Genomic DNA, 19,779 nt, shown 5'->3' with positions numbered 1-19,779 from the left:
CGGAGCGCGGTGAGGAAAGCAGTCCGGACACGGACCTCCGGAGGCCCCGGCACCCGGCACCAGCACGGCGCGACCCGTACCCCCGCCGGACGGCGCACCGCCCCGGCACCCGGCACCAGCACGGCGCGACCCGTACCCCCGCCGGACGGCGCACCGCCCCGGCACCCGGCACCAGCACGACGCACCCGCACCCCCGCCGGACGGCGCACCGCCCCGGCACCCGGCACCACAACGCACCCCCGCACCACGCCCCCCCGCCGGAGGCGCACCGCACCACGCCCCCCCCGCCGGAGGCGCACCGCGCCCCGCTCACAACGGCCCCCCGCCGGGAGGCGAACCCCCATCCGAACCGGTGACAGGCCAGGTGAGTTCCCCCACAACGGCCCACTGTGGAGGAGCGACCCACCCTTTCGCGCCTTACGCTCGACGAACCGCACGACCCCCGTCGCCCCCCTTCCACGCCACGGAGGTTCCCGCTCCATGAAGCTCACCGTCGTCGGCTGTTCGGGCTCGTTCCCCTCCGCGGGATCGGCCTGCTCCAGCTACCTCGTAGAGGCCGACGGCTTCCGGCTGCTCCTCGACATGGGCAACGGCGCCCTCGGCGAGCTGCAGCGCCACGTTGGTCTCTACGACCTCGACGCCATTTTCCTCAGCCATCTCCACGCCGACCACTGCATCGACATGTGCGGCTACTTCGTCGCCCGTTACTACCGGTTCGACGGCGGCCGCTGCGACGCCATCCCCGTCTACGGCCCCGAGGGCACCGAGCAGCGCCTCACCACGGCGTACGCGGACACCCCCTCCGACAAGTCCATGAGCGAGGTCTTCGACTTCCACACGCTCAAGCCGGGCTCTTTCGACATCGGCCCCTTCTCGGTACGGACGGAGAAGGTCGCGCACCCCGTGGACACCTTCGCCATCCGGGTCGAGCACGGCGGCCGGTCGCTCACGTACTCGGGGGACACCGGCATCTGCGAACCGCTGGTCGAGTTGGCGGAGGATACGGATCTGTTCCTCTGCGAGGCGGCTTTCACGCACGGCAAGGAGGATGTCGTCGGGCTCCATCTGAATGGCCGTGAGGCCGGCGCCCATGCCGCGCGGGCGCGGGCGCGCAGGCTCGTGCTCACGCATATCCCGCCCTGGACGGACGCCGAGCGGAACCTGGCCGACGCGCGCGATGTGTACGCGGGCCCGGCGGAGCTGGCCGTTCCCGGCACGGTGTACGAGATCTGACCGGCCGGCAGCCGAGGTCACCGCGCACAGCCGTGGGCCCGGCCGTTCCTGACGACGGCCGGGCCCACGGAGCGTGCGGAGAGGCTACTTCGCCTCGGCCTTCTGCAACTCGGCGAGTTCCTCGTCGCTCTCACGGCCCGGCGTCGGGATATTGAACTTGGTGATCGCGAAGCGGAAGATCGCGTAGTAGAGCGCCGCGAAGCAGAGGCCCACCAGCGCCAGCCCCCATGGGTTCGTCGCGATGCCCAGGTTGAGGGCGAAGTCCACCGCGCCGGCCGAGAAGCCGAAGCCGTCCTTCATGCCGAGGGCCCAGGTCAGCGCCATGGAGACACCGGTCAGCACGGCGTGCACCGCGTACAGCGCCGGTGCGATGAACATGAACGTGAACTCGATCGGCTCCGTCACGCCCGTGACGAACGCGGTGAGCGCGAGCGACAGCATCATGCCGCCGACGACCTTGCGGCGCTCGGGGCGGGCGCAGTGGACGATCGCCAGACAGGCCGCCGGGAGGGCGAACATCATGATCGGGAAGAAGCCGGTCATGAACTGTCCGGCCGTCGGGTCGCCCGCCAGGAAGCGGTTGATGTCGCCGCTCTTGCCCTCGTACGTGCCGGCCTGGAACCACGGGAACGAGTTCAGCAGGTGGTGCATGCCCACGGGGATCAGCGCGCGGTTGGCGACCCCGAAGATGCCCGCGCCCACGGCGCCGGACCCGACCAGCCACTCTCCGAAGTTGTGCAGCCCCGCGCCCAGCACCGGCCAGACGTAGCCGAAGACGATGCCGATGACCAGGCCCGCGAAGGCGGAGAGGATCGGTACGAGACGACGGCCGCCGAAGAAGCCCGCCCAGTCCGGCAGCTTCGTCCGGTAGAACTTCTGGTAGAGCAGCGCGACCACGATGCCCATGACGACACCGCCGAGGACCTTCGCGTCGACGGGCGCGCTGTTCATGACTATCTTGCCGTCGACCACTGCCGCGACCTTGGGCAGATTCGAGTCGGTGAAGGTGGCCAGCACGTTCTTGAAGACCAGGTAGCCGGTGACGGCGGCGAGCGCGGTGGAGCCGTCCGCCTTCTTGGCGAAGCCGATCGCGATGCCGACGGCGAACAGCAGCGGCATGTTGTCCAGGATGGCGTTGCCGCCCGCGGCCATGAACGAGGCGATCTTGGTGAGGAACGCCGGGAACGAGTCACGGCCGAGCATGTCGGTGTTGCCGAGGCGCACCAGCAGGGCGCCGGCGGGCAGGACGGCGACGGGGAGCATCAGGCTGCGGCCGATACGCTGCATCACGGCCATCGCGCCGCTGCCCTTGCTCTTGCCCGCCGGGGGCTTCTTGTCCGCCGAAGCGGTGGCGCTGGCCGTGGACATCAACTTCCTCCAGGGGGAACACGGCACACGGCCGTGTGGTCTACACCATCAGTGGTGTAGACCAGTTGTAGCACGGTGTGATTCACATAAGGAACCCACGGCGGCGATGTTCGGCGACGACTGTGGCCTGGGCCATAGTCCGCGTCCGCCGCTACGGCTTGATGTTCTGCTCCTCGACGGCTTCTTCCAGTTCCTCGGGCTCTCGCCCCGGGGTCGGGATGTCGAACGCCTTGATCGCGACGCGGAACACCACGTAATACACGACCGCGAAGCAGAGGCCGATCGGAATGATCAGCCAGGGCTTGGTGTCAAGGTGCCAGTTGACCACGTAGTCGATCAAGCCGGCCGAGAAGCTGAAGCCCGCGTGCACCCCCAGCGCCCAGGTGATCGCCATCGAGGCGCCGGTCAGCAGTGCGTGCGCACCGTACAGCAGGGGCGCGGCGAACATGAAGGAGAACTCCAGCGGCTCGGTCACGCCGGTGACGAACGAGGTCAGCGCGACGGAGGCCATCAGGCCCGTCACCCTCTTGCGGTGCTCGGGGCGGGCGCTGTGCGCGATGGCGAGCGCGGCGGCCGGCAGGCCGAACATCATGATCGGGAAGAACCCGGACATGAACTGGCCCGCCGAGGGGTCCCCGGCGAAGAACCGGGTCAGATCGCCCATCACGACCGTGCCGTCCGGCTTGGTGTACTCACCGGCCTGGAACCAGAAGAAGGTGTTCAGGAACTGGTGCATGCCGATGGGGATGAGCAGCCGGTTGGCGACCCCGAAGATGCCCGCGCCCCACGCGCCCAGATCGATCAAGTGCTTGGCGAACGCGGTCAGCGCGTCCCCGACCGGCTGCCACAGCAGCCCGAAGGCCACGCCGAGGAGGGTGCAGATGAAGGCCATCAGGATCGGCACGAGGCGGCGGCCGTTGAAGAAGCCGAGCCAGTCAACCAGTTTCGTACGGTGGAACCGCTGCCAGATGACCGCCGTGAGGAGCCCGATCAGAATGCCGCCGAGCACACCGGGGTTCTGCGGGACGCCGTCGGGCGTCGCCTTCGTCACCGAACCGCCGACCGGGAAGGCGGCCAGCACGCCGTGGTAGACGAGGAAGCCGACGACCGCGGCGAGCGCGGTGGAGCCGTCCGCCTTCTTGGCGAAGCCGATCGCGACCCCGATGCAGAAGAGCAGCGGCAGCCCGAACGCGCCGTCCAGGATGGCGCCGCCGCCCAGGCTGAGCACCTTCGCCGTCTTGTCCCAGAACGGACCGTGGAGATAGGCGGCGAAGAGATTCCCGAGACTGACCAGCAGCCCCGCCGCGGGCAGTACGGCGACCGGGAGCTGGAGGCTGCGGCCGATCTTCTGAAGCCCCTGGAACAGCCCGTTCCACCAGCTCTTCCGCGGCCTCGCCGGCCTCGGCCGCGGCGCTGCCGTGCTCTCGGAGCTCATTCGGCGCTCTCCCGTCGTTCCCGACTGGTGTAGACCAGTTGCGATAGGCTCCCGGGGGCCGGTCGCGGGCAGGGCGCCGTTGATCGTCATCATTGGGTACGCGGTGAAGGCGCGCCCGTGAAGATGGTCCAACCGTGCGTTACCGTGGCGAAACGGTTCGGAAGGATCAGACGGAACGGGCCCGGGCCGGGCCGGTACAGCGTTTTTCGACAGTCAGTTCGACAGTCAGGGAGAAAGACATGGCCACCAAGGCTGAGAAGATCGTCGCCGGGCTCGGCGGACTCGACAACATCGAAGAGGTCGAGGGCTGCATCACCCGCCTGCGCACCGAGGTCGTCGACCCCGACCTCGTCGACGAGACCGCCCTGAAGGCCGCCGGCGCCCATGGCGTCGTGAAGATGGGCACCGCGATCCAGGTCGTCATCGGCACCGACGCCGACCCCATCGCCGGTGAGATCGAAGACATGATGTGAGGCGCTGACCGCCACCCAGCACCCCCCGAGGGCCTGATCCGGACCACCGGAACAGGCCCTTCGCGCAGGTCCCTATAGGCTCAGGCCCATGTCTCGTATCGACGGCCGAACCCCCGAACAGCTCCGTCCCGTCACCATCGAACGAGGATGGAGCAAGCACGCCGAGGGCTCCGTCCTCATCTCCTTCGGTGACACCAAGGTCTTCTGCACCGCCTCCGTCACCGAGGGCGTCCCGCGCTGGCGCAAGGGCAGCGGCGAAGGCTGGGTCACCGCCGAATACTCGATGCTGCCGCGCTCCACCAATACCCGCGGCGACCGCGAATCCGTACGCGGCAAGATCGGCGGCCGTACCCACGAGATCAGCCGCCTCATCGGCCGGTCCCTGCGCGCCGTCATCGACTACAAGGCGCTCGGCGAGAACACCATCGTCCTCGACTGCGATGTCCTCCAGGCCGACGGCGGCACCCGCACCGCGGCCATCACCGGCGCCTATGTCGCCCTCGCCGACGCCGTCGCCTGGGCCCAGGGCAAGAAGATCGTCAAGGCCGGCCGCCGCCCGCTGACCGGCACCGTCGCCGCCGTCAGCGTCGGCATCGTCGACGGCACCCCCCTCCTCGACCTCTGTTACGAGGAGGACGTCCGCGCCGAGACCGACATGAACGTCGTCTGCACCGGCGACGGCCGCTTCGTCGAGGTCCAGGGCACCGCCGAGGCCGAGCCCTTCGACCGCAAGGAGCTGAACGCGCTCCTCGACCTCGCCACCGGCGGCTGCGCCGACCTCGCCGCGCTCCAGCGCACGGCGCTGGACCAGACCCTCTGACCCCGGGCCCTCCTGGTTCAGCCGGGTAAAGAGGCAACCAAGAAGACCCCCGGGGGCGTCTCCACCCGCACGGGCGCACGGACCGAACCGTGCGCCCGTCCACACCCTGGGAGGAACCGCGCCATGTCCGCCGCGCCGATACGCCGACGCCGCATCACCCTGGCACTCGCCGCCACCGCGGCACTCGCCCTGCCGCTCACCGCAGGCTGCGGCGCCCTCGACAAGGCGCTGGACTGCGTCCAGACCGCCGACGCGATCGCGGGCAGCGTCAACGACCTCCAGCAGGCCGTCTCCAACGCCGGGGACAACCCGCTCCAGATCGACGAGACGCTCAGCGACATCGACAACAAGCTCGACAAGCTCGCGGACCAGACCGACAACGCGGACCTCAGCAAGGCGGTCGACGACCTGGGCAAGGGCGTCGACAACGTCCGTACGTCCGTCAAGAACGGCGACAACGACCCCGACCTCGCGCCCATCACCGACGCCGCGTCCGAGATCGGCAAGATCTGCACCCCCTGACCGGCCCCTCCCGGCCCGGTCCGGCACCCCGGTCCGATACTGGGGGCATGACCCGCCTGATCCTCGCCACCCGAAACGCCGGGAAACTCACCGAACTCCAGGCCATCCTCGCCGACGCCGGTCTCCCCCACGACCTCGTCGGCGCGGACGCCTACCCCGACATCCCCGACGTCAAGGAAACCGGCGTCACCTTCGCCGAGAACGCGCTCCTCAAGGCCCACGCCCTCGCCGACGCCACCGGCCTCCCGGCCGTGGCCGACGACTCCGGCCTCTGCGTCGACGTCCTCGGCGGCGCCCCCGGCATCTTCTCCGCCCGCTGGGCCGGCACCCACGGCGACGACACCGCCAACCTGAACCTGCTCCTGGCCCAGCTCTCCGACATCGCCCCACCCCACCGCGCCGCCCACTTCGCCTGCGCCGCGGCCCTGGCCCTCCCGGACGGCACGGAACGCGTGGTCGAAGGCCGCCTCCTGGGCACCCTCCGCGAGTCCCCCTCCGGCACGGGCGGCTTCGGCTACGACCCGATCCTCCAGCCCTCCGGCGAAACCCGCACCTGCGCGGAGCTCTCCCCGGCGGAAAAGAACGCGATCAGCCACCGAGGCAAGGCATTCCGGGCACTGGTCCCGGTGGTACGGGAGCTCCTGGGCTGACGTCGCAGAGGGGCCGCTCACAGGTTGTGAGCGGCCCCTCTGTCATGTGCGGCCGGTGGGACTCGAACCCACACGGGATTACTCCCACGGCGTTCTAAGCGCCGCTCGGCTGCCTGTTACGACACGGCCGCTCGCCGCCAATCATCGTAACTGGCCGACAGCTATGGCGGTACGTGCGGGATGTCGGGCCGGCATGCGCGTTCCCCTCCGTACGGCCGCGTGTTCGCGGCGTCGCACTGAGTAACGAACGCCGCCGTGGAGAGTGCACGTACGCGGCAAGCGTCAGAACTTGGGCTCCGGGGTCTGCGACTCCACCAGTTCCACTGCTTCCGCCTCCGTCGCGACCGACGGGGGTGAGCCGTCCAGCGGGCGCTGGGCCGTTTCCTTCATGCAGGCCACCGCGATCACGCCCACCAGCGCCGCCGCCATCGAGTAGTACGCCGGCATCAGGTTGTTGCCGGTCAGGCCGATCAGGCCGGTGATCACCAGCGGGGTCGTGCCGCCGAAGAGGGACGCGGAGAGGTTGTAGCCCACCGAGAGCGAGCCGTACCTGACCTCCGTCGGGAACAGCGCCGGGAGCGCGGCCGACATCGTGCCCAGGAGGCAGACCAGGGACAGGCCGAGCATCAGGACGCCCGCCGTGATCGCCGGGATGCCGCCCTGCTTGATCAGGAGGAACGCGGGCAGCGAGAGGAAGAGGAAGCCGAGCATGCCCGCCATCAGCAGCGGCTTGCGGCCGAAGCGGTCGTTGAGCTTGCCGACCTGATTGATGATCAGCATCAGGAAGGCCATCACGGCCAGCAGGATGAGCAGCCCGTGCGTCTCGCTGTAGCCCAGCTCGTCGGAGAGATACGTCGGCATGTACGACAGCAGCATGTAGTCCGTGACGTTGTACGCGCCGACCAGCGCGATGCACAGGATCAGCGAGGGCCAGTACTGGCGGAAGATCCTGGCCAGGTCTTCCTTCGTGGTGATCTCCACCGAGTCCGCCGCCTCGGAGGCGTGCGCGCTGTCCGACTCCAGTTTCTGGAACGCGGGCGTCTCGTCGAGCCGCAGTCGCAGATAGAGGCCGACCAGCCCCAGCGGTCCCGCGATCAGGAACGGGACGCGCCAGCCCCACGTCTGCATGCCGTCGGAGCCGAGCGCCGCGGTGAGCGCGGTGACCAGGCCCGCCGCGCCGATGTATCCGGCGAGGGTGCCGAACTCCAGGAAGCTGCCGAAGAATCCCCGGCGCTTGTCGGGGGCGTACTCCGCGATGAACGTGGACGCGCCGCCGTACTCGCCGCCGGTGGAGAAGCCCTGGACCAGCCGGAAGAAGATCAGCAGGGCCGGGGCCCAGAACCCGATCGAGGCGTACGAGGGGATCAGCCCGATGGCGAAGGTGCCGATCGCCATCATGATCATGGTCAGCGCGAGCACCTTCTTACGGCCGACCCTGTCACCCATCGGGCCGAAGAACATGCCGCCGAGTGGCCGTACGAGAAAGGCCACGGCGAAGGTCGCGAACGAGGACAGCAGCTCGACCGTCGAATTCCCCGACGGGAAGAAGACATGCCCGATGGTGACGGCGAGATAGCTGTAGATGCCGAAGTCGAACCACTCCATGGCGTTGCCCAGAGAGGCCGCCTTCACCGCCCGCTTGACCGCCGCCTCGTCGGTGACGGTGATGTCGGACCGCCGCAGTTTGGGGTTCTTGCGCTGTCTGATGGTGCGGAAGAGGGCCGGGTGGCGCTTGACCGCGGCGGGGTCGGCCGTCTCTTCGTGCTCCTGGCCGGCCATGGCGTGGTGGTCCTTTCCTCGGGTGAGTCAGTCCAAGGGAACCTTCTGCGCGGTCGTGGCGATCGCAAACCGAGGTCCCGCCGAAGTGGGACCTCGGTCACAGCGAACCGTCGGATGCCGGGACCTCAGATACCGAGGTCCTTGATGATCTTCGCCACATGGCCGGTGGCCCGCACGTTGTAGAGGGCCTGCTCGACCTTGCCGTCCTCGTCGACGATGATCGTCGAGCGGATCACGCCGGTCACGGTCTTGCCGTACATCTTCTTCTCGCCGAAGGCCCCGTACGTCTCCAGGACGGCCTTGGAGGGGTCGCCGACCAGGGTGACCTTGAGGCTCTCCTTGTCGCGGAACTTCGCGAGCTTCTCCGGCTTGTCGGGGGACACGCCGATGACGTCGTAGCCCGCGCCGGCCAGCAGATCGAGGTTGTCCGTGAAGTCGCAGGCCTGCTTGGTGCAACCCGGGGTGAGCGCCGCCGGGTAGAAGTAGACGATGACCTTGCGGCCCTTGTGGTCGGCGAGCGATACGTCGTTGCCGTCGGCGTCGGGCAGGGTGAAGGCGGGGGCGGTGTCGCCGGGCTGGAGGCGCTCGCTCATGGTTCTCCTCGGTGGAGCGGGATGGACGTCGGGCCGTACGCCGCCGAGCGTAATCGGGGGTGCCGCCGGGTGCGGTGACGACGGAGCTGACAGACTGTCGGCGAAGGATTACCGGACACGACGACGGAGGCAGCGCGGTGTCGGATTCCAGGACCCCGGCGCAGATCGAGGCGGACATCGTCCGCAGGCGCGGGCAGCTCGCCGAGACGCTCGACGAGATCGGGGTGCGGGTGCACCCGAAGACGATCGTCGGCGACGCCAAGGCCAGGGTGGTCTCCACGGTGGACCAGACGGCCGGGCGCGCGTTCGTGGCCGTGAACCGGACCCTGTCCGGCGTACGGGCGCCGTTCGTCAAGGACGACGGCGCGCCGCGGCTGGAGCGGCTGGTGCCGGTGGCGCTGGTGGCGGTCGGGCTCGTGGGGCTGCTGGTGGTGTCGACGAGGCGCCGCAAGCCGTGATCCGCCCCTGTGGCGTGCGGCGGCGGCGTGGGCAGGTAAGTTCTGGGGCGTGAGCGAGAACACCCACGACAAACTGCCTATCCGGATGCTCCATGACCGTGTGCTGGTCAGGACGGACATCCCGGAGGGCGAGCGGCGTTCCTCCGGCGGCATCCTCATCCCCGCGACGGCGGAGGTCGGCCGGCGGCTGGCCTGGGCCGAGGTGGTGGCCGTGGGGCAGAACGTACGGACGGTGACGCCGGGGGACCGGGTGCTGTACGACCCCGAGGACCGCGCCGAGGTCGAGGTGCGCGGAGTGGCGTACGTACTGATGCGCGAGCGCGATCTGCACGCCGTCGCGGCGGACCGGTTCGAGGGCTCCGAGGACTCCACCGGGCTCTATCTGTAGCCGTCCGCGGCAGGGGTCTCCGGCGCTTTGCTACCGTGGGGGGACCCCGACGAGACGCGCCGTACCGGGTCAAACGAAAGACGACGCACCTGTTGTCCGCGTTTTTCGTGCCGGAGGTGCCGTCATGGCTTGGGTTCTGTTGATCGTCGCCGGTCTGCTTGAGGTCGGCTGGTCGATCGGGATGAAGTACACCGAGGGGTTCACCCGGCTGTGGCCGAGCCTGTTCACGGGCGCCGGGATCGTCGCGAGCATGCTGTTGCTGTCGCATGCGGCGAAGACGCTGCCGATCGGTACGGCGTACGGCGTGTGGGTCGGTATCGGCGCGGCCGGTGCGGCGGTGCTCGGCATGGTGGTGCTGGGGGAGCCGGCGACCGCCGCCCGGATCTTCTTCGTCTGTCTGCTGCTGGTGGCCGTGGTGGGGCTGAAGGCGACGTCGGGTCACTGATCCGGCATCGCGGGTATCGCGGGTATCGCCCGCCGGGCCGCCGCTGTCAGGTGCCCGGCGCGTCGGTCAGGGAGGTGCGGGCGCCCGGATCGCTGTCCGCGTCTCCCGTCCCGCCCCCGCCGGTGGCGCCGCCGCCCTTACCGCCGTCGGCCGGTCCTCCGCCCGCGCCGCCGTTTTTGGCCGCGCCGCCGTCGGACTGTCCCGTCGGCCGGCCCTGGGACTGACCGGTCGTCTGCCCCGCCGGCCGTCCCGGGCTCCGGTCCTGCTCGGGCGTCCGGCCGTGGGCCGGGCCGCCGTTCGCGCCGCCCGCACCCGGCCGGTCCTGCGTCCGGCCGTTCGTCTCTTCCGGGGACTGCCCCGGGGCCCGGCCCTCCGCCGCGCCATGCGGGCCGGGCCGGTGTGACCCGTTCGCCTTGCCGGGCGGGCCCGCCTGCTCGTCGTCGGAGGACCACTCCTCCTCGGAGTCCTCATCCAGCCGCAGATCGAACTCCCGCGCCCCGCTGTTGCGGAGAGCGGCGGCCGTGTACCGGCCCCAGATCTCGGCCGGCACTCCGCCGCCGTTGACGCGCTCCTGGCCGAGGGCCCCGTACAACGACTTCTGCGCGGCGGTCACCGGGTCGGCGCCCATCACCGCGACGACCGTCGCCAGGTCCGGGGTGTAGCCCGCGAACCAGGCCGCCTTGTCCTCCTCCGCCGTGCCCGTCTTGCCCGCGGCGGGGCGGCCCGCGGACTGGGCGGCGGTGCCGGTGCCGTCGTCGACGACGCTCCGCAGCATGGAGGTGGTGGTGTCGGCGGCCCGGCGGCTGATGACCTGCGTGACGTTCCGCTTCGGCAGGGCGACGTCCGTACCGTTCCTGGTGATCTTGTCGACCAGCGTGTACATGCCGCGCTTGCCGTGGTTGGCGAGGGTCGCGTACGCCTCCGCCATGTCCAGTACGGAGGCGGTGGCCGGGCCGAGCGCGATGGAGGGCGTCGCCGTCAGGTCGGGGGTGTTCTCGGGGAGACCGAGGGCGACGGCGGTCTTCCTGACCGTGCCGGGGCCGACGTCCTGGGCCATCTGCGCGTAGACGGCGTTGACGGAGTAGTTGGTAGCGGTCCGTACGGAGATGGGCCCGTAGTCGGTGTCGTCCTCGTTGGCGGGGGAGTAGCCGGTTTCGCCGTCGGGGCCCTCGACCATGTGCTGGTTGTCGCCGTCGTAGACGGTGAACGGGGTGATCGGCTCGCCGTACTGGGTCTCGGAGCCGTGCTCGACGGCGGCGGCGAAGACGAACGGCTTGAAGGTGGAGCCGACCTGGTAGTCGCGGCGCGTCGCGTTGTTGACGTACTGCTTGGTGTAGTCGATGCCGCCGTACATGGCGACGACCTTGCCGGTCCTCGGATCGATGGAGGCGCCGCCGACCCGGACGTTGCGGTCGGCCTTGCGGCCGGCGTCGAGCTGTGAGGTGACCTGCTGCTTGACGGCGGCGGTGAAGGCGTTCTGCTTCTTGCGGTCGAGCGTGGTGGTGATCCGGTAGCCGCCGGCGGCCAGCGTCTTCTCGTCGATGATCTTGTTGCCGGTGAGATGCTCCTCGACGGCCTGGACGATATAGCCGCGCTGTCCGGAGAGCCCGATGCCGGCGTGCCTGATCTCGCCGGGCGTCGGGAACTTCATCGTGCGGCGGTCGGCGGGGCTGAGCCAGTCCTCCTTGACCATGCCGTCGAGGACGTAGTTCCAGCGGGCGAGGGCGGCCGGCTTGTTCTCGGGGTGGACGACGACGTCGAACTCGCTGGGGGCGTTGAGCAGGGAGGCCAGATAGGCGCCCTCCGCCGTGTTGAGGTCCTCCACGTCCTTGCCGTAGTACGCCTGGGCGGCGGACTGGACGCCGTACGCGTTCCGGCCGAAGTAGCTGGTGTTGAGATAGCCCCGGAGGATCTGCCCCTTGGTCGCCTCGCGGTTGAGCTTGATCGCGATGAAGAACTCCTTGGTCTTGCGGACGATCGTCTGTTCCTGACCGAGGTAGTAGTTCTTGACGTACTGCTGGGTGATGGTGGAACCGCCCTGGGTGCCCTTGCCGGTGAGGGTGTTCCAGGCGGCGCGGGCCATGCCCTGCGGGTCGACGGCGGGCTCGTTGAAGAAGCCGCGGTCCTCGGCGGCCAGTACGGCCAGCTGCACGGTTTTGGGCACCTGCGCGAGCCTGACGTTCTCCCGGTTGACCTCGCCGTCCCGGGCGAGCTGCGTGCCGTCCGCGTACAGATACACATTGGACTGGGCGGTGGCGGCGGCGTTGGCGGGCGGGATGCTGACGAGCTTGTAGCCCACGACGAGGCCGCCCATGAGGACGAGCACGAAGATCAGGAGTCCGCCGAACAGCGTGCGCCAGGTCGGGAGGGCTCTGCGCCAGCCGGTGCGGGGACGCGCGGGGCGCCCGGCCTGCCCGCCCGGCCGGCCGGGGGCGGAGTGGGGGGCCGAGGGGTCCCGTGGGGACCAGCGCTGCTCCCAGCCGTGCTTCTGTGGCTCGTCACTCATATCAGTGGAGACTCCTCGGCCGCGGCCGGCGGTTCACTTCCGGCCTAACGGTGTCGTATCAGGCGATTCGCGGTGCGGACCCAAGAAACGCTGCGTACCTCTGGGAAACGCTGCCTACTGGCATGAAAGCTGTGTACTCCCATGAAACGCGGACAGATCGGGGGAGTAACGACAGCCGGATAACCGGTCGCGACAGCGGGTCCCCGTGGGCTAGGGTCGTTCGCTTTGGTGCCAGGAGGCCGACGACGCGCTGATGGCGCGGGGGAATCGTGTGGGGGAGGGGGCTGTCGTGCGGCTGTACGCAGTAGTGGCCGCAGGTGGGTTCCGCCGCTACGCGACGTACCGGGTGGCCACCTTCGCGGGGGTGTTCACCAACACCGTCTTCGGCTTCATCATGGCGTACACCTATACAGCTCTCTGGGACGAGCGGCCGCACCTCGGTGGCTACGACCTCTCCCAGGCCGTCACCTATGTGTGGCTCGGCCAGGCGCTGTTGATGACCTGCGCGATGATGGGCGGCGGTTTCGAGGACGAACTGATCGAGCGAATCCGCACGGGTGACATCGCCGTCGACCTCTACCGGCCGGCCGATCTCCAGCTGTGGTGGATGGCCGGGGACCTGGGCCGGGCGGCGTTCCATCTGCTGGGGCGCGGGATCGTACCGATGGTGCTCGGCTCGTTCGCCTTCGAACTGGCGCTGCCGCGGGATCCGCTGACCTGGCTGGCGTTCCTGTTCGCCGTGATGCTCGGGGTGGTCGTCAGTTTCGCGATCCGCTTCCTGGTCGCGCTCTCCGCGTTCTGGCTGATGGACGGTGCGGGCGCGGCGCAGATGGCGATGCTGGCGGGGATGTTCTTCTCCGGGCTGCTGCTGCCGCTCAATCTCTTCCCGGGGGTGCTGGGGGAGGTCGCGCGGGCGCTGCCCTGGTCGTCGCTGCTCCAGGTCCCTGCGGATGTCTTCCTCGGCAAGCACACCGGGTGGGACCTGGCCGGGGCGTACGCGTTCCAGGCCGGCTGGGCGCTGGCCCTGCTGGCGACGGGGCGGCTGCTCCAGACCGTCGCGACACGGAGGGTGGTGGTCCAGGGTGGCTGAGGAGGCGATCACCGAGGCGTCAGTCGAGGCGTCGGGTGAGGCGTCCGTCGAGGCGTCCGTCGAAGCGCGGGCGGAGGGTGTTCCGGCCGCGGAGGCGTGGATTCCGCGCGTGTCGCGGCGGGCCGCCCTGCGCGACGGGCTGCGAGCGTACGGCCTGATCGTGGGGATGTGGATGCGGTCCACGATGGCGTACCGCGCGTCCTTCGTGATGACGGCGTTCGGGAACTTCGCGGCGACCGCCTTCGACTTCGTCGCGATCCTGTTGATGTTCGCGCACGTGGACGCGCTGGGCGGCTACTCGCTGCCCGAGGTGGCCTTCCTGTACGGGACGTCCGCCACGGCCTTCGGCCTCTCCGATCTGGCGCTCGGCTCCATGGACCGGCTGGGGCGCCGGGTGCGGGACGGCACGCTCGACACGCTGCTGCTGCGGCCCGTACCCGTACTGGCGCAGGTGGCGGCCGACCGGTTCGCGCTGCGCCGGCTCGGCCGGATCGCGCAGGGGCTGCTGGTGCTGGGCTACGCCCTGCTGACGGTCGACATCGACTGGACGGTCACGCGGGCGCTGATGCTCCCGATGATGGTGCTGAGCGGGGCGGCGATCTTCTCGGCGGTGTTCGTGGCGGGCGCCGCGTTCCAGTTCTGGGCGCAGGACGCCTCCGAGGTGCAGAACTCGTTCACGTACGGCGGGACGACGCTGTTGCAGTACCCGCCGACGCTCTTCGCGAAGGATCTGGTGCGCGGGGTGACGTTCGTGGTGCCGCTGGCCTTCGTCAACTGGATCCCGGCGCTGTATGTCCTGGGCAGGGAGGACCCGTTGGGGCTGCCGGATCTGGCCGCGTTCCTGCCGCCGCTGGTGGCGGTGGTGTGCTGCGCGCTGGCGGGGGTGGCGTGGCGGGCGGGGCTGAGGGCGTATCGGAGTACGGGGAGCTAGGGGCCGGCGGGGCGCGGAGGCGTACAGGTCGTACAGAATGAATCGGGGCGGAGCGTTTATGAGTACGGATGGCACGGGCTTCATCGAGCTGGACGGCGTCGAGAAGGTCTTCGACGTACGCCGCAAGGCCGGTCTGCTGCGCCGCGAGAAGCATCAGGTGCGGGCGGTAGACGGCATCAGCTTCCGCGTGCCGCGCGGCGAGATGGTCGGCTACATCGGCCCGAACGGCGCCGGCAAGTCCACCACCATCAAGATGCTCACCGGCATTCTGACCCCGAGCGGCGGTCGGCTGCGGGTCGCGGGCATCGATCCGTCCCGGGAGCGTACGAGGCTGGCGCAGCGCATCGGCGTGGTCTTCGGGCAGCGGACGACGCTGTGGTGGGATCTGCCGCTGATCGACTCGTACCGGCTGATGCACCGGATGTACCGGGTGCCGGACGCGCGGTTCCGGGTGAATCTGGAGCGCTGTGTCGAACTCCTCGATCTGGCCGAGCTGCTGGACGTACCCGTACGGCAGCTCTCGCTCGGCCAGCGCATGCGCGGCGATATCGCGGCGGCGCTGCTGCACGACCCGGAGGTCCTGTATCTGGACGAGCCGACGATCGGCCTCGATGTGATCTCCAAGGCCAAGGTCAGGGAGTTCCTGCGGGATCTGAACGCGGAGCGCGGCACGACGGTCCTGCTGACCACCCACGATCTGACCGATATCGAGCAGCTCTGCAAGCGGGTGATGGTCATCGACCACGGGCGACTGCTGTACGACGGTGGGCTGGCCGGACTGCACGAGGTGGGGGAGAGCGAGCGGACACTCGTCGTCGACCTGGAACGCGAGCTTCCGCCGATCGAGGTGCCCGGGGCGCGGGCGGTACGGGTGGAGGGGCCGCGGCAGTGGCTGGCCTTCCCCGCCGCCGAGTCCGCGGCGCCGCTGGTCGCCCGGATCGCGGCGGAATATCCGCTGGTGGACCTGTCGGTGCGGGAGCCGGACATCGAGGCGGTCATCGCCAAGATGTATGCCGATCGATCAGCTGTGTGACGTGAGCCGCACCCGTTGACTAGTCTGCTCGCATGACGAGCGACCGGCCTGATCCGCCGCCCTACCCGCGCCCTGATACGCGTGCCTCCGACGCCGAGCGGGAGCGGGTCGCGGAGCGGCTGCGCGAGGCCGTGGCCGAGGGCCGGCTCGATATGGAGGAGTTCGACGAGCGCCTGGAGTCGGCCTTCAAGGCGCGCACCCATGGCGAGTTGGCGCCGCTGGTACGGGACCTCCCCGCGCCGGGGACGACGACGGATGTGGCGCTCGCGGCCGACGCGTCCGTCGCCGGGCGCGAGGCGAGCGGCTCGGCCGGCGAGGTGAGCAACTGGCAGAGCCGGATCGGCCGGGAGCCGGCCACCTCGAAGGGTGCTTTCGCGTTCTGGGGCGGCTTCGGCCGTAGGGGGACGTGGACGGTGGGCCGTAAGTTCACGGCCGTCGTCTTCCAGGCGGGCGGCGAGATCGATCTGCGCGAGGCGCGGTTCGAGGACCGCGATGTGGTGATCCGCTGCTTCACGATCATGGGCGGGGTGCATGTCACCGTACCGCCGGACATGGACGTCGAGGTCAGGGGCTTCGGGCTGATGGGCGGCTTCGGCGAGGCGGGCGAGGGCGCGGCGAGCCCGGGGTCGCCGCGGGTGATCGTCACGGGCTTCGCGCTGATGGGCGGGGTCGGGGTGGAGCGCAAGGTGCGGGAGTCGGAGAAGCGCCGGCTCAAGGAGGAGCGCAGGCGCCAGAAGCTGGAGAAGAAGGCGGACCGCAAGGAACTGGACTGACGGCAGGGGCAGTTGATAGGGGCAGGGCAGGGCAGGGCCGAGGCGAGGCGGCGTCGGGGTGCGGCGGCGTCGGGGCCTGCGGCGTCGCGGCCTGTGCTGCCGTAGGCGTCATTGCCGGGGCCGTCACCGTCGCGGCGCCTGCGCTGTCGGGGCCGGTTGGGGCCGTCACCGTCGGGGCCGTACGCTCACAGCTGGGCCGGTGCCCGGTCCTCCACCAGCCGGAGACTCAGGTAACGGCCCATCACCCGGTACCCCGCGTCGCTCGGGTGCAGCCCGTCCCCCGAGTCGTACACCGGCCTGATCCGGTCGGGCGCGTACGGATCGCGTACCGCCTTGTCGAAGTCCACGACTTCGTCGAAGACCCGGCCCGAGCGGATCTCCTCGTTGACCCGGTCGCGTACGGACTCGGTGAGGGCGTTGTACCCGCGGTGCGCGCCGAACGGGGTCAGCGTCGAGCCGATCACGCGCAGCCCGCGTGCCTTCGCACGCTGGGCGAGTTCGCGCAGCCCGGCGGTGATCCTGGCGGGGTCGGTCTCGCGGCCCCGCAGGATGTCGTTGATGCCGAGGTCGATGACGACGACCTTGGCACCGGCCCGGTCGAGTACGTCACGCCGGAAGCGGTCGAGTCCGCTCGCGCCGTTGCGCTGCGATGACGCGTCACTCAGGACGCGGTTTCCGCCGATGCCCTCGTTGAGCACGCCGATGTGCTGGTCGCGCAGGCGCGCGGCGAGCACATCGGGCCAGCGGCGGTTCGCCTCGTAGCCGGAGCCGACCCCGTCGGTGATCGAGTCACCGAAGGCGACGACCGCGCCCCGCGCCTCGCGGTTGAGGACATCGACGGCGGTGAGATAGCGCCAGACCCTGCGCGACGGGGTGTACGCGGACGCGTCGAGGTCCCGCGTACGGTCGCCGTCGGCGAGATACGAGGTCTGGAGCGCGTGCCGGTGGTACGTGACGGGCCCGCCGGCGCGCGGGGTGTGGAGCGTGACCAGCAGATCGCCGTCGTACGGCACCCGCAGCGCCACGGGATCGCTGACGATCTGCCCGCCGGGCGGTATGGTCACGGACGCCCGGCGGCCGAAGGACAGCTGCCGCATGGTCCCGGCGACCGCCTCGGGGCCGCCCCCGCCCTCGCCGACCGCCACCGAGGCGCCGCCTATCAGCAGTGGGGCGGGGCTGTAGAGATTGGAGAGGGTGATCCGGACGCTGGTGCCGCCGATGCTGGTGTGCACGACGTTACGGATGGAACGCCCGGGATAACCGACCGGCGCCCCCGGCTCGGCGCCCGCCGGAGCGGCGGCCCAGGTGCCGGTCCAGTTGTCGGCGGAGGCGGGCGCGGCCGTCCCCACGGGGGTGCGTCCGCGCGTACGAGGGTCCCCGGAGCCATCGGCGCCGCTGCCGCCCGCGTTCGCGCGCGAGCCGCTGTCCAGTAGCCCGTACCCGGCCATGATGACGCCGCACACCAGCGCCACCACCGCGACCAGCGCCCCGAGCAGGGCAAATCCGCGATGTCTGGTCATAGCCCCCGAGTCCCCCGTGTCTCCCTCATCACTCCGTACAGAACACATCATCCGACATCACGCGGGAACTCGACGTGCGCCCCGGGAGTACGTCAGGCAGGGACAATGCGGTGGGGGCGGTGCGCGGGGCACGAGAACGGGAGCATGGAGCGTTGAGCAGAGTGCGCTGAGCATGGCGCTTACGCGCACGGGCTTACGCGCACGGGCTTACGCGGACGGGCTTACGCGGACCGGCTTACGTGGATCGGGTGGATCGGGTGGAGCGGATGGAACGTACAGATCCGGAGAGAGCGGTGGAGGGCGGCGGCGTCAGCGGCGGCGTGGGCCTGCCGGCGGGGGCCGGGGCAGATGGTGGGCCGGGGGGATCCAGTGGGTCCGGCTCGTCCGGCTCGTCCGGCTCGTCCGGTGGGTCTGGTGGGTCCAGTGGGGCCGGTGGGTCCGGTGCGCCGCGGCCGTCCGGGACCGGAAAGCGTTCGGGGCTCCCCGCCTTCGCCTATACGGCCGCCGACGAGGAGAAACTGCGCGGCGTCCGCCGGATGAAGACCACCGCCACCGGTCTGCTGCTGCTGGTGGCCCTGGTCTATGTGCTCGCCACCTGGGGGAAGAACTCCGGTCTGGGCGGCTGGACCGGTTTCGTCGCCGCGGCGGCCGAGGCGGGCATGGTGGGCGCGCTGGCCGACTGGTTCGCGGTGACGGCGCTGTTCCGGCATCCGCTCGGTCTGCCCATCCCGCACACCGCGATCATCCCGAACAAGAAGGACCAGCTGGGCACGTCGCTCGGCGCCTTCGTCGGGGAGAACTTCCTCTCGGCCGAGGTCGTACGGAACCGGCTGAGCGCTCTCGGTATCGGCCGCCGGCTCGGCACCTGGCTCGCGGAGCCGGACCACGCGGACCGGGTCACCGCCGAGCTGTCCACGGCGCTGCGCGGCGCGCTGACCGTCCTGCGGGACTCGGACGTCCAGGCGGTCGTCGGCGAGGCGATCACCCGGCGCGCGGACGCGGTGGAGATCGCGCCGGGGCTCGGCAAGACCCTGGACTCGGTCGTCGCCGACGGCGCCCACCACCGCGCGGTCGATCTGATCTGCGCCCGCGCGCACGACTGGCTGGTGGAGCACGGTGACTCGGTCATGGACGCGGTCCAGGGCGGGGCGCCGGGCTGGACGCCGCGCTTCGTGGACCGCAGGATCGGCGACCGCGTCTACAAGGAACTGCTGCGCTTCATCACCGAGATGCGCGACATGCCGGCCCACCCGGCGCGGGGCGCCATCGACCGCTTCCTGCGGGACTTCGCGGCGGACCTCCAGTCGGACACGGACACCCGCGCGCGGGTCGAGCGGCTGAAGTCGGAGCTGCTGGCGCGCCCCGAGGTGCAGGACATCATCGCCTCGGCCTGGGCCTCCGTACGCGCCATGATCATGTCGGCCGCAGAGGACGACCGGAGCGAACTGCGCCTGCGGGCGCGGGCCTCGCTCCTCTCCCTGGGCTCGCGGCTGGCGACGGACGCCCGGCTCCAGGGGAAGCTGGACGGGTGGATCGAGGACGCGGCGGCGTATGTCGTCACCACGTACCGCGGTGAGATCACCTCCCTGATCTCGGACACGGTCGCGAGCTGGGACGCCACCGACACCTCCAGGAAGATCGAGGCGCATATCGGCCGCGACCTCCAGTTCATCCGGATCAACGGCACGGTGGTGGGTGCGCTGGCGGGCCTGCTGATCTATACGGTGTCCCATCTGCTGGGCGCGTGAGGCAGCGCTGGGCG

19 protein-coding genes, 1 tRNA gene and 1 riboswitch are annotated in these 19,779 nt (G+C 70.2%); of the genes, 13 read left to right on the top strand and 7 right to left on the bottom strand.

Going from position 1 to position 19,779, the window contains the following annotated elements; genetic code table 11:
• Positions 1-480: 480 nt before the first annotated feature.
• The gene (locus tag IF11_RS0130890) at positions 481-1,233 is read left to right on the top strand and encodes an MBL fold metallo-hydrolase (protein WP_030355081.1); all 753 of its coding nucleotides are present in this window, start codon (positions 481-483) and stop codon (positions 1,231-1,233) included.
• An 84-nt stretch (positions 1,234-1,317) separates the two neighbouring features.
• On the opposite strand, the gene IF11_RS0130885 is transcribed toward IF11_RS0130890, so the two are convergent.
• Together IF11_RS0130885 and IF11_RS0130880 are read right to left on the bottom strand one after the other, a co-directional pair.
• Positions 1,318-2,601 carry a PTS transporter subunit EIIC gene (locus IF11_RS0130885; RefSeq protein ID WP_030355080.1) on the bottom strand — a complete coding sequence of 428 codons (1,284 nt, stop codon included), beginning with the start codon at positions 2,599-2,601 and terminating at the stop codon, positions 1,318-1,320.
• 151 nt (positions 2,602-2,752) lie between these two features.
• Complete coding sequence (locus IF11_RS0130880) at positions 2,753-4,036, bottom strand: PTS transporter subunit EIIC (RefSeq protein WP_030355079.1); 1,284 nt, start codon at positions 4,034-4,036, stop codon at positions 2,753-2,755.
• 134 nt (positions 4,037-4,170) lie between these two features.
• Here IF11_RS0130880 and IF11_RS0130875 point away from each other — a divergent pair, with 134 nt between their 5' ends.
• The 4 genes from IF11_RS0130875 to rdgB all read left to right on the top strand — a co-directional run bounded on the left by IF11_RS0130875 (position 4,171) and on the right by rdgB (position 6,501).
• Positions 4,171-4,509, top strand: coding sequence for a PTS sugar transporter subunit IIB (locus IF11_RS0130875; protein WP_078491012.1), 339 nt, complete (start codon positions 4,171-4,173; stop codon positions 4,507-4,509).
• An 88-nt stretch (positions 4,510-4,597) separates the two neighbouring features.
• Positions 4,598-5,329: a ribonuclease PH gene (rph, locus tag IF11_RS0130870; RefSeq protein WP_030355077.1), complete on the top strand. Its 732-nt coding sequence runs from the start codon at positions 4,598-4,600 to the stop codon at positions 5,327-5,329.
• A 123-nt stretch (positions 5,330-5,452) separates the two neighbouring features.
• On the top strand, positions 5,453-5,851 hold the full coding sequence (locus IF11_RS0130865) for a hypothetical protein (protein ID WP_030355076.1): 399 nt from the start codon (positions 5,453-5,455) through the stop codon (positions 5,849-5,851).
• 47 nt (positions 5,852-5,898) lie between these two features.
• Complete coding sequence (gene rdgB, locus IF11_RS0130860) at positions 5,899-6,501, top strand: RdgB/HAM1 family non-canonical purine NTP pyrophosphatase (protein ID WP_030355075.1); 603 nt, start codon at positions 5,899-5,901, stop codon at positions 6,499-6,501.
• A 47-nt stretch (positions 6,502-6,548) separates the two neighbouring features.
• Here the strand turns inward: rdgB and IF11_RS0130855 are convergent.
• From IF11_RS0130855 to bcp, 3 genes are all read right to left on the bottom strand, one after another.
• A tRNA-Leu gene (locus IF11_RS0130855) sits at positions 6,549-6,632 on the bottom strand.
• A gap of 151 nt (positions 6,633-6,783) precedes the next feature.
• Positions 6,784-8,280 (bottom strand): glycine betaine/L-proline transporter ProP, encoded by a 1,497-nt coding sequence (gene proP, locus IF11_RS0130850; protein WP_030355074.1) that lies wholly within the window; start codon positions 8,278-8,280, stop codon positions 6,784-6,786.
• Positions 8,281-8,405: 125 nt separating this feature from the next.
• Complete coding sequence (gene bcp, locus IF11_RS0130845) at positions 8,406-8,873, bottom strand: thioredoxin-dependent thiol peroxidase (RefSeq protein ID WP_030355073.1); 468 nt, start codon at positions 8,871-8,873, stop codon at positions 8,406-8,408.
• Positions 8,874-9,010: 137 nt separating this feature from the next.
• Between bcp and IF11_RS0130840 the strand changes: the two genes are divergently transcribed.
• From IF11_RS0130840 to IF11_RS0130830, 3 genes are all read left to right on the top strand, one after another.
• Positions 9,011-9,331: a DUF3618 domain-containing protein gene (locus IF11_RS0130840; protein ID WP_030355072.1), complete on the top strand. Its 321-nt coding sequence runs from the start codon at positions 9,011-9,013 to the stop codon at positions 9,329-9,331.
• Positions 9,332-9,416: 85 nt separating this feature from the next.
• Positions 9,417-9,719, top strand: a complete 303-nt coding sequence (locus IF11_RS0130835; protein ID WP_051746386.1) for a GroES family chaperonin — start codon at positions 9,417-9,419, stop codon at positions 9,717-9,719.
• 25 nt (positions 9,720-9,744) lie between these two features.
• Positions 9,745-9,809: riboswitch (guanidine-III (ykkC-III) riboswitch) on the top strand.
• A 34-nt stretch (positions 9,810-9,843) separates the two neighbouring features.
• A complete protein-coding gene (locus IF11_RS0130830; RefSeq protein ID WP_030355070.1) occupies positions 9,844-10,164 on the top strand; it encodes a DMT family transporter in 321 nt (106 codons plus the stop codon).
• A 46-nt stretch (positions 10,165-10,210) separates the two neighbouring features.
• Here IF11_RS0130830 and IF11_RS0130825 read toward each other — a convergent pair whose 3' ends face one another.
• The gene (locus tag IF11_RS0130825; RefSeq protein ID WP_030355069.1) at positions 10,211-12,670 is read right to left on the bottom strand and encodes a transglycosylase domain-containing protein; all 2,460 of its coding nucleotides are present in this window, start codon (positions 12,668-12,670) and stop codon (positions 10,211-10,213) included.
• Between the two features lie 289 nt (positions 12,671-12,959).
• Here IF11_RS0130825 and IF11_RS0130820 point away from each other — a divergent pair, with 289 nt between their 5' ends.
• From IF11_RS0130820 to IF11_RS0130805, 4 genes are read left to right on the top strand one after another with little or no spacing between them, the layout of a single operon-like run.
• Positions 12,960-13,760, top strand: a complete 801-nt coding sequence (locus IF11_RS0130820) for an ABC transporter permease (protein ID WP_030355068.1) — start codon at positions 12,960-12,962, stop codon at positions 13,758-13,760.
• Complete coding sequence (locus tag IF11_RS0130815; protein ID WP_420894599.1) at positions 13,753-14,691, top strand: ABC transporter permease; 939 nt, start codon at positions 13,753-13,755, stop codon at positions 14,689-14,691. The genes IF11_RS0130820 and IF11_RS0130815 overlap by 8 nt, the downstream gene beginning before the upstream one ends.
• A gap of 58 nt (positions 14,692-14,749) precedes the next feature.
• Positions 14,750-15,724, top strand: a complete 975-nt coding sequence (locus tag IF11_RS0130810; protein WP_030355066.1) for an ABC transporter ATP-binding protein — start codon at positions 14,750-14,752, stop codon at positions 15,722-15,724.
• A gap of 32 nt (positions 15,725-15,756) precedes the next feature.
• The gene (locus IF11_RS0130805; RefSeq protein WP_030355065.1) at positions 15,757-16,497 is read left to right on the top strand and encodes a DUF1707 SHOCT-like domain-containing protein; all 741 of its coding nucleotides are present in this window, start codon (positions 15,757-15,759) and stop codon (positions 16,495-16,497) included.
• Positions 16,498-16,682: 185 nt separating this feature from the next.
• Here IF11_RS0130805 and IF11_RS0130800 read toward each other — a convergent pair whose 3' ends face one another.
• Complete coding sequence (locus IF11_RS0130800; RefSeq protein WP_030355064.1) at positions 16,683-18,017, bottom strand: SGNH/GDSL hydrolase family protein; 1,335 nt, start codon at positions 18,015-18,017, stop codon at positions 16,683-16,685.
• A gap of 266 nt (positions 18,018-18,283) precedes the next feature.
• On the opposite strand from IF11_RS0130800, the gene IF11_RS0130795 reads away from it, so the two are divergent.
• The gene (locus IF11_RS0130795; RefSeq protein WP_078491011.1) at positions 18,284-19,765 is read left to right on the top strand and encodes a DUF445 domain-containing protein; all 1,482 of its coding nucleotides are present in this window, start codon (positions 18,284-18,286) and stop codon (positions 19,763-19,765) included.
• Positions 19,766-19,779: the final 14 nt, after the last annotated feature.

It is taken from the genome of Streptomyces scopuliridis RB72 (genome assembly GCF_000718095.1).
In the GTDB taxonomy this organism is placed as follows: Bacteria; Actinomycetota; Actinomycetes; order Streptomycetales; family Streptomycetaceae; genus Streptomyces; species Streptomyces scopuliridis.
Note: the sequence above shows the minus strand (reverse complement) of the source record. Positions and strands in the feature narration are given on the sequence as shown.

Coding starts and splice junctions, on each gene's coding strand:
- IF11_RS0130890 (WP_030355081.1), top strand. CDS start 481: ATGAAGCTCACCGTCGTCGGCTGTTCGGGCTCGTTCCCCTCCGCGGGA.
- IF11_RS0130885 (WP_030355080.1), bottom strand. CDS start 2,601: ATGTCCACGGCCAGCGCCACCGCTTCGGCGGACAAGAAGCCCCCGGCG.
- IF11_RS0130880 (WP_030355079.1), bottom strand. CDS start 4,036: ATGAGCTCCGAGAGCACGGCAGCGCCGCGGCCGAGGCCGGCGAGGCCG.
- rph (WP_030355077.1), top strand. CDS start 4,598: ATGTCTCGTATCGACGGCCGAACCCCCGAACAGCTCCGTCCCGTCACC.
- IF11_RS0130865 (WP_030355076.1), top strand. CDS start 5,453: ATGTCCGCCGCGCCGATACGCCGACGCCGCATCACCCTGGCACTCGCC.
- rdgB (WP_030355075.1), top strand. CDS start 5,899: ATGACCCGCCTGATCCTCGCCACCCGAAACGCCGGGAAACTCACCGAA.
- proP (WP_030355074.1), bottom strand. CDS start 8,280: ATGGCCGGCCAGGAGCACGAAGAGACGGCCGACCCCGCCGCGGTCAAG.
- bcp (WP_030355073.1), bottom strand. CDS start 8,873: ATGAGCGAGCGCCTCCAGCCCGGCGACACCGCCCCCGCCTTCACCCTG.
- IF11_RS0130835 (WP_051746386.1), top strand. CDS start 9,417: ATGCTCCATGACCGTGTGCTGGTCAGGACGGACATCCCGGAGGGCGAG.
- IF11_RS0130830 (WP_030355070.1), top strand. CDS start 9,844: ATGGCTTGGGTTCTGTTGATCGTCGCCGGTCTGCTTGAGGTCGGCTGG.
- IF11_RS0130825 (WP_030355069.1), bottom strand. CDS start 12,670: ATGAGTGACGAGCCACAGAAGCACGGCTGGGAGCAGCGCTGGTCCCCA.
- IF11_RS0130810 (WP_030355066.1), top strand. CDS start 14,750: ATGAGTACGGATGGCACGGGCTTCATCGAGCTGGACGGCGTCGAGAAG.
- IF11_RS0130805 (WP_030355065.1), top strand. CDS start 15,757: ATGACGAGCGACCGGCCTGATCCGCCGCCCTACCCGCGCCCTGATACG.
- IF11_RS0130800 (WP_030355064.1), bottom strand. CDS start 18,017: ATGACCAGACATCGCGGATTTGCCCTGCTCGGGGCGCTGGTCGCGGTG.
- IF11_RS0130795 (WP_078491011.1), top strand. CDS start 18,284: ATGGAACGTACAGATCCGGAGAGAGCGGTGGAGGGCGGCGGCGTCAGC.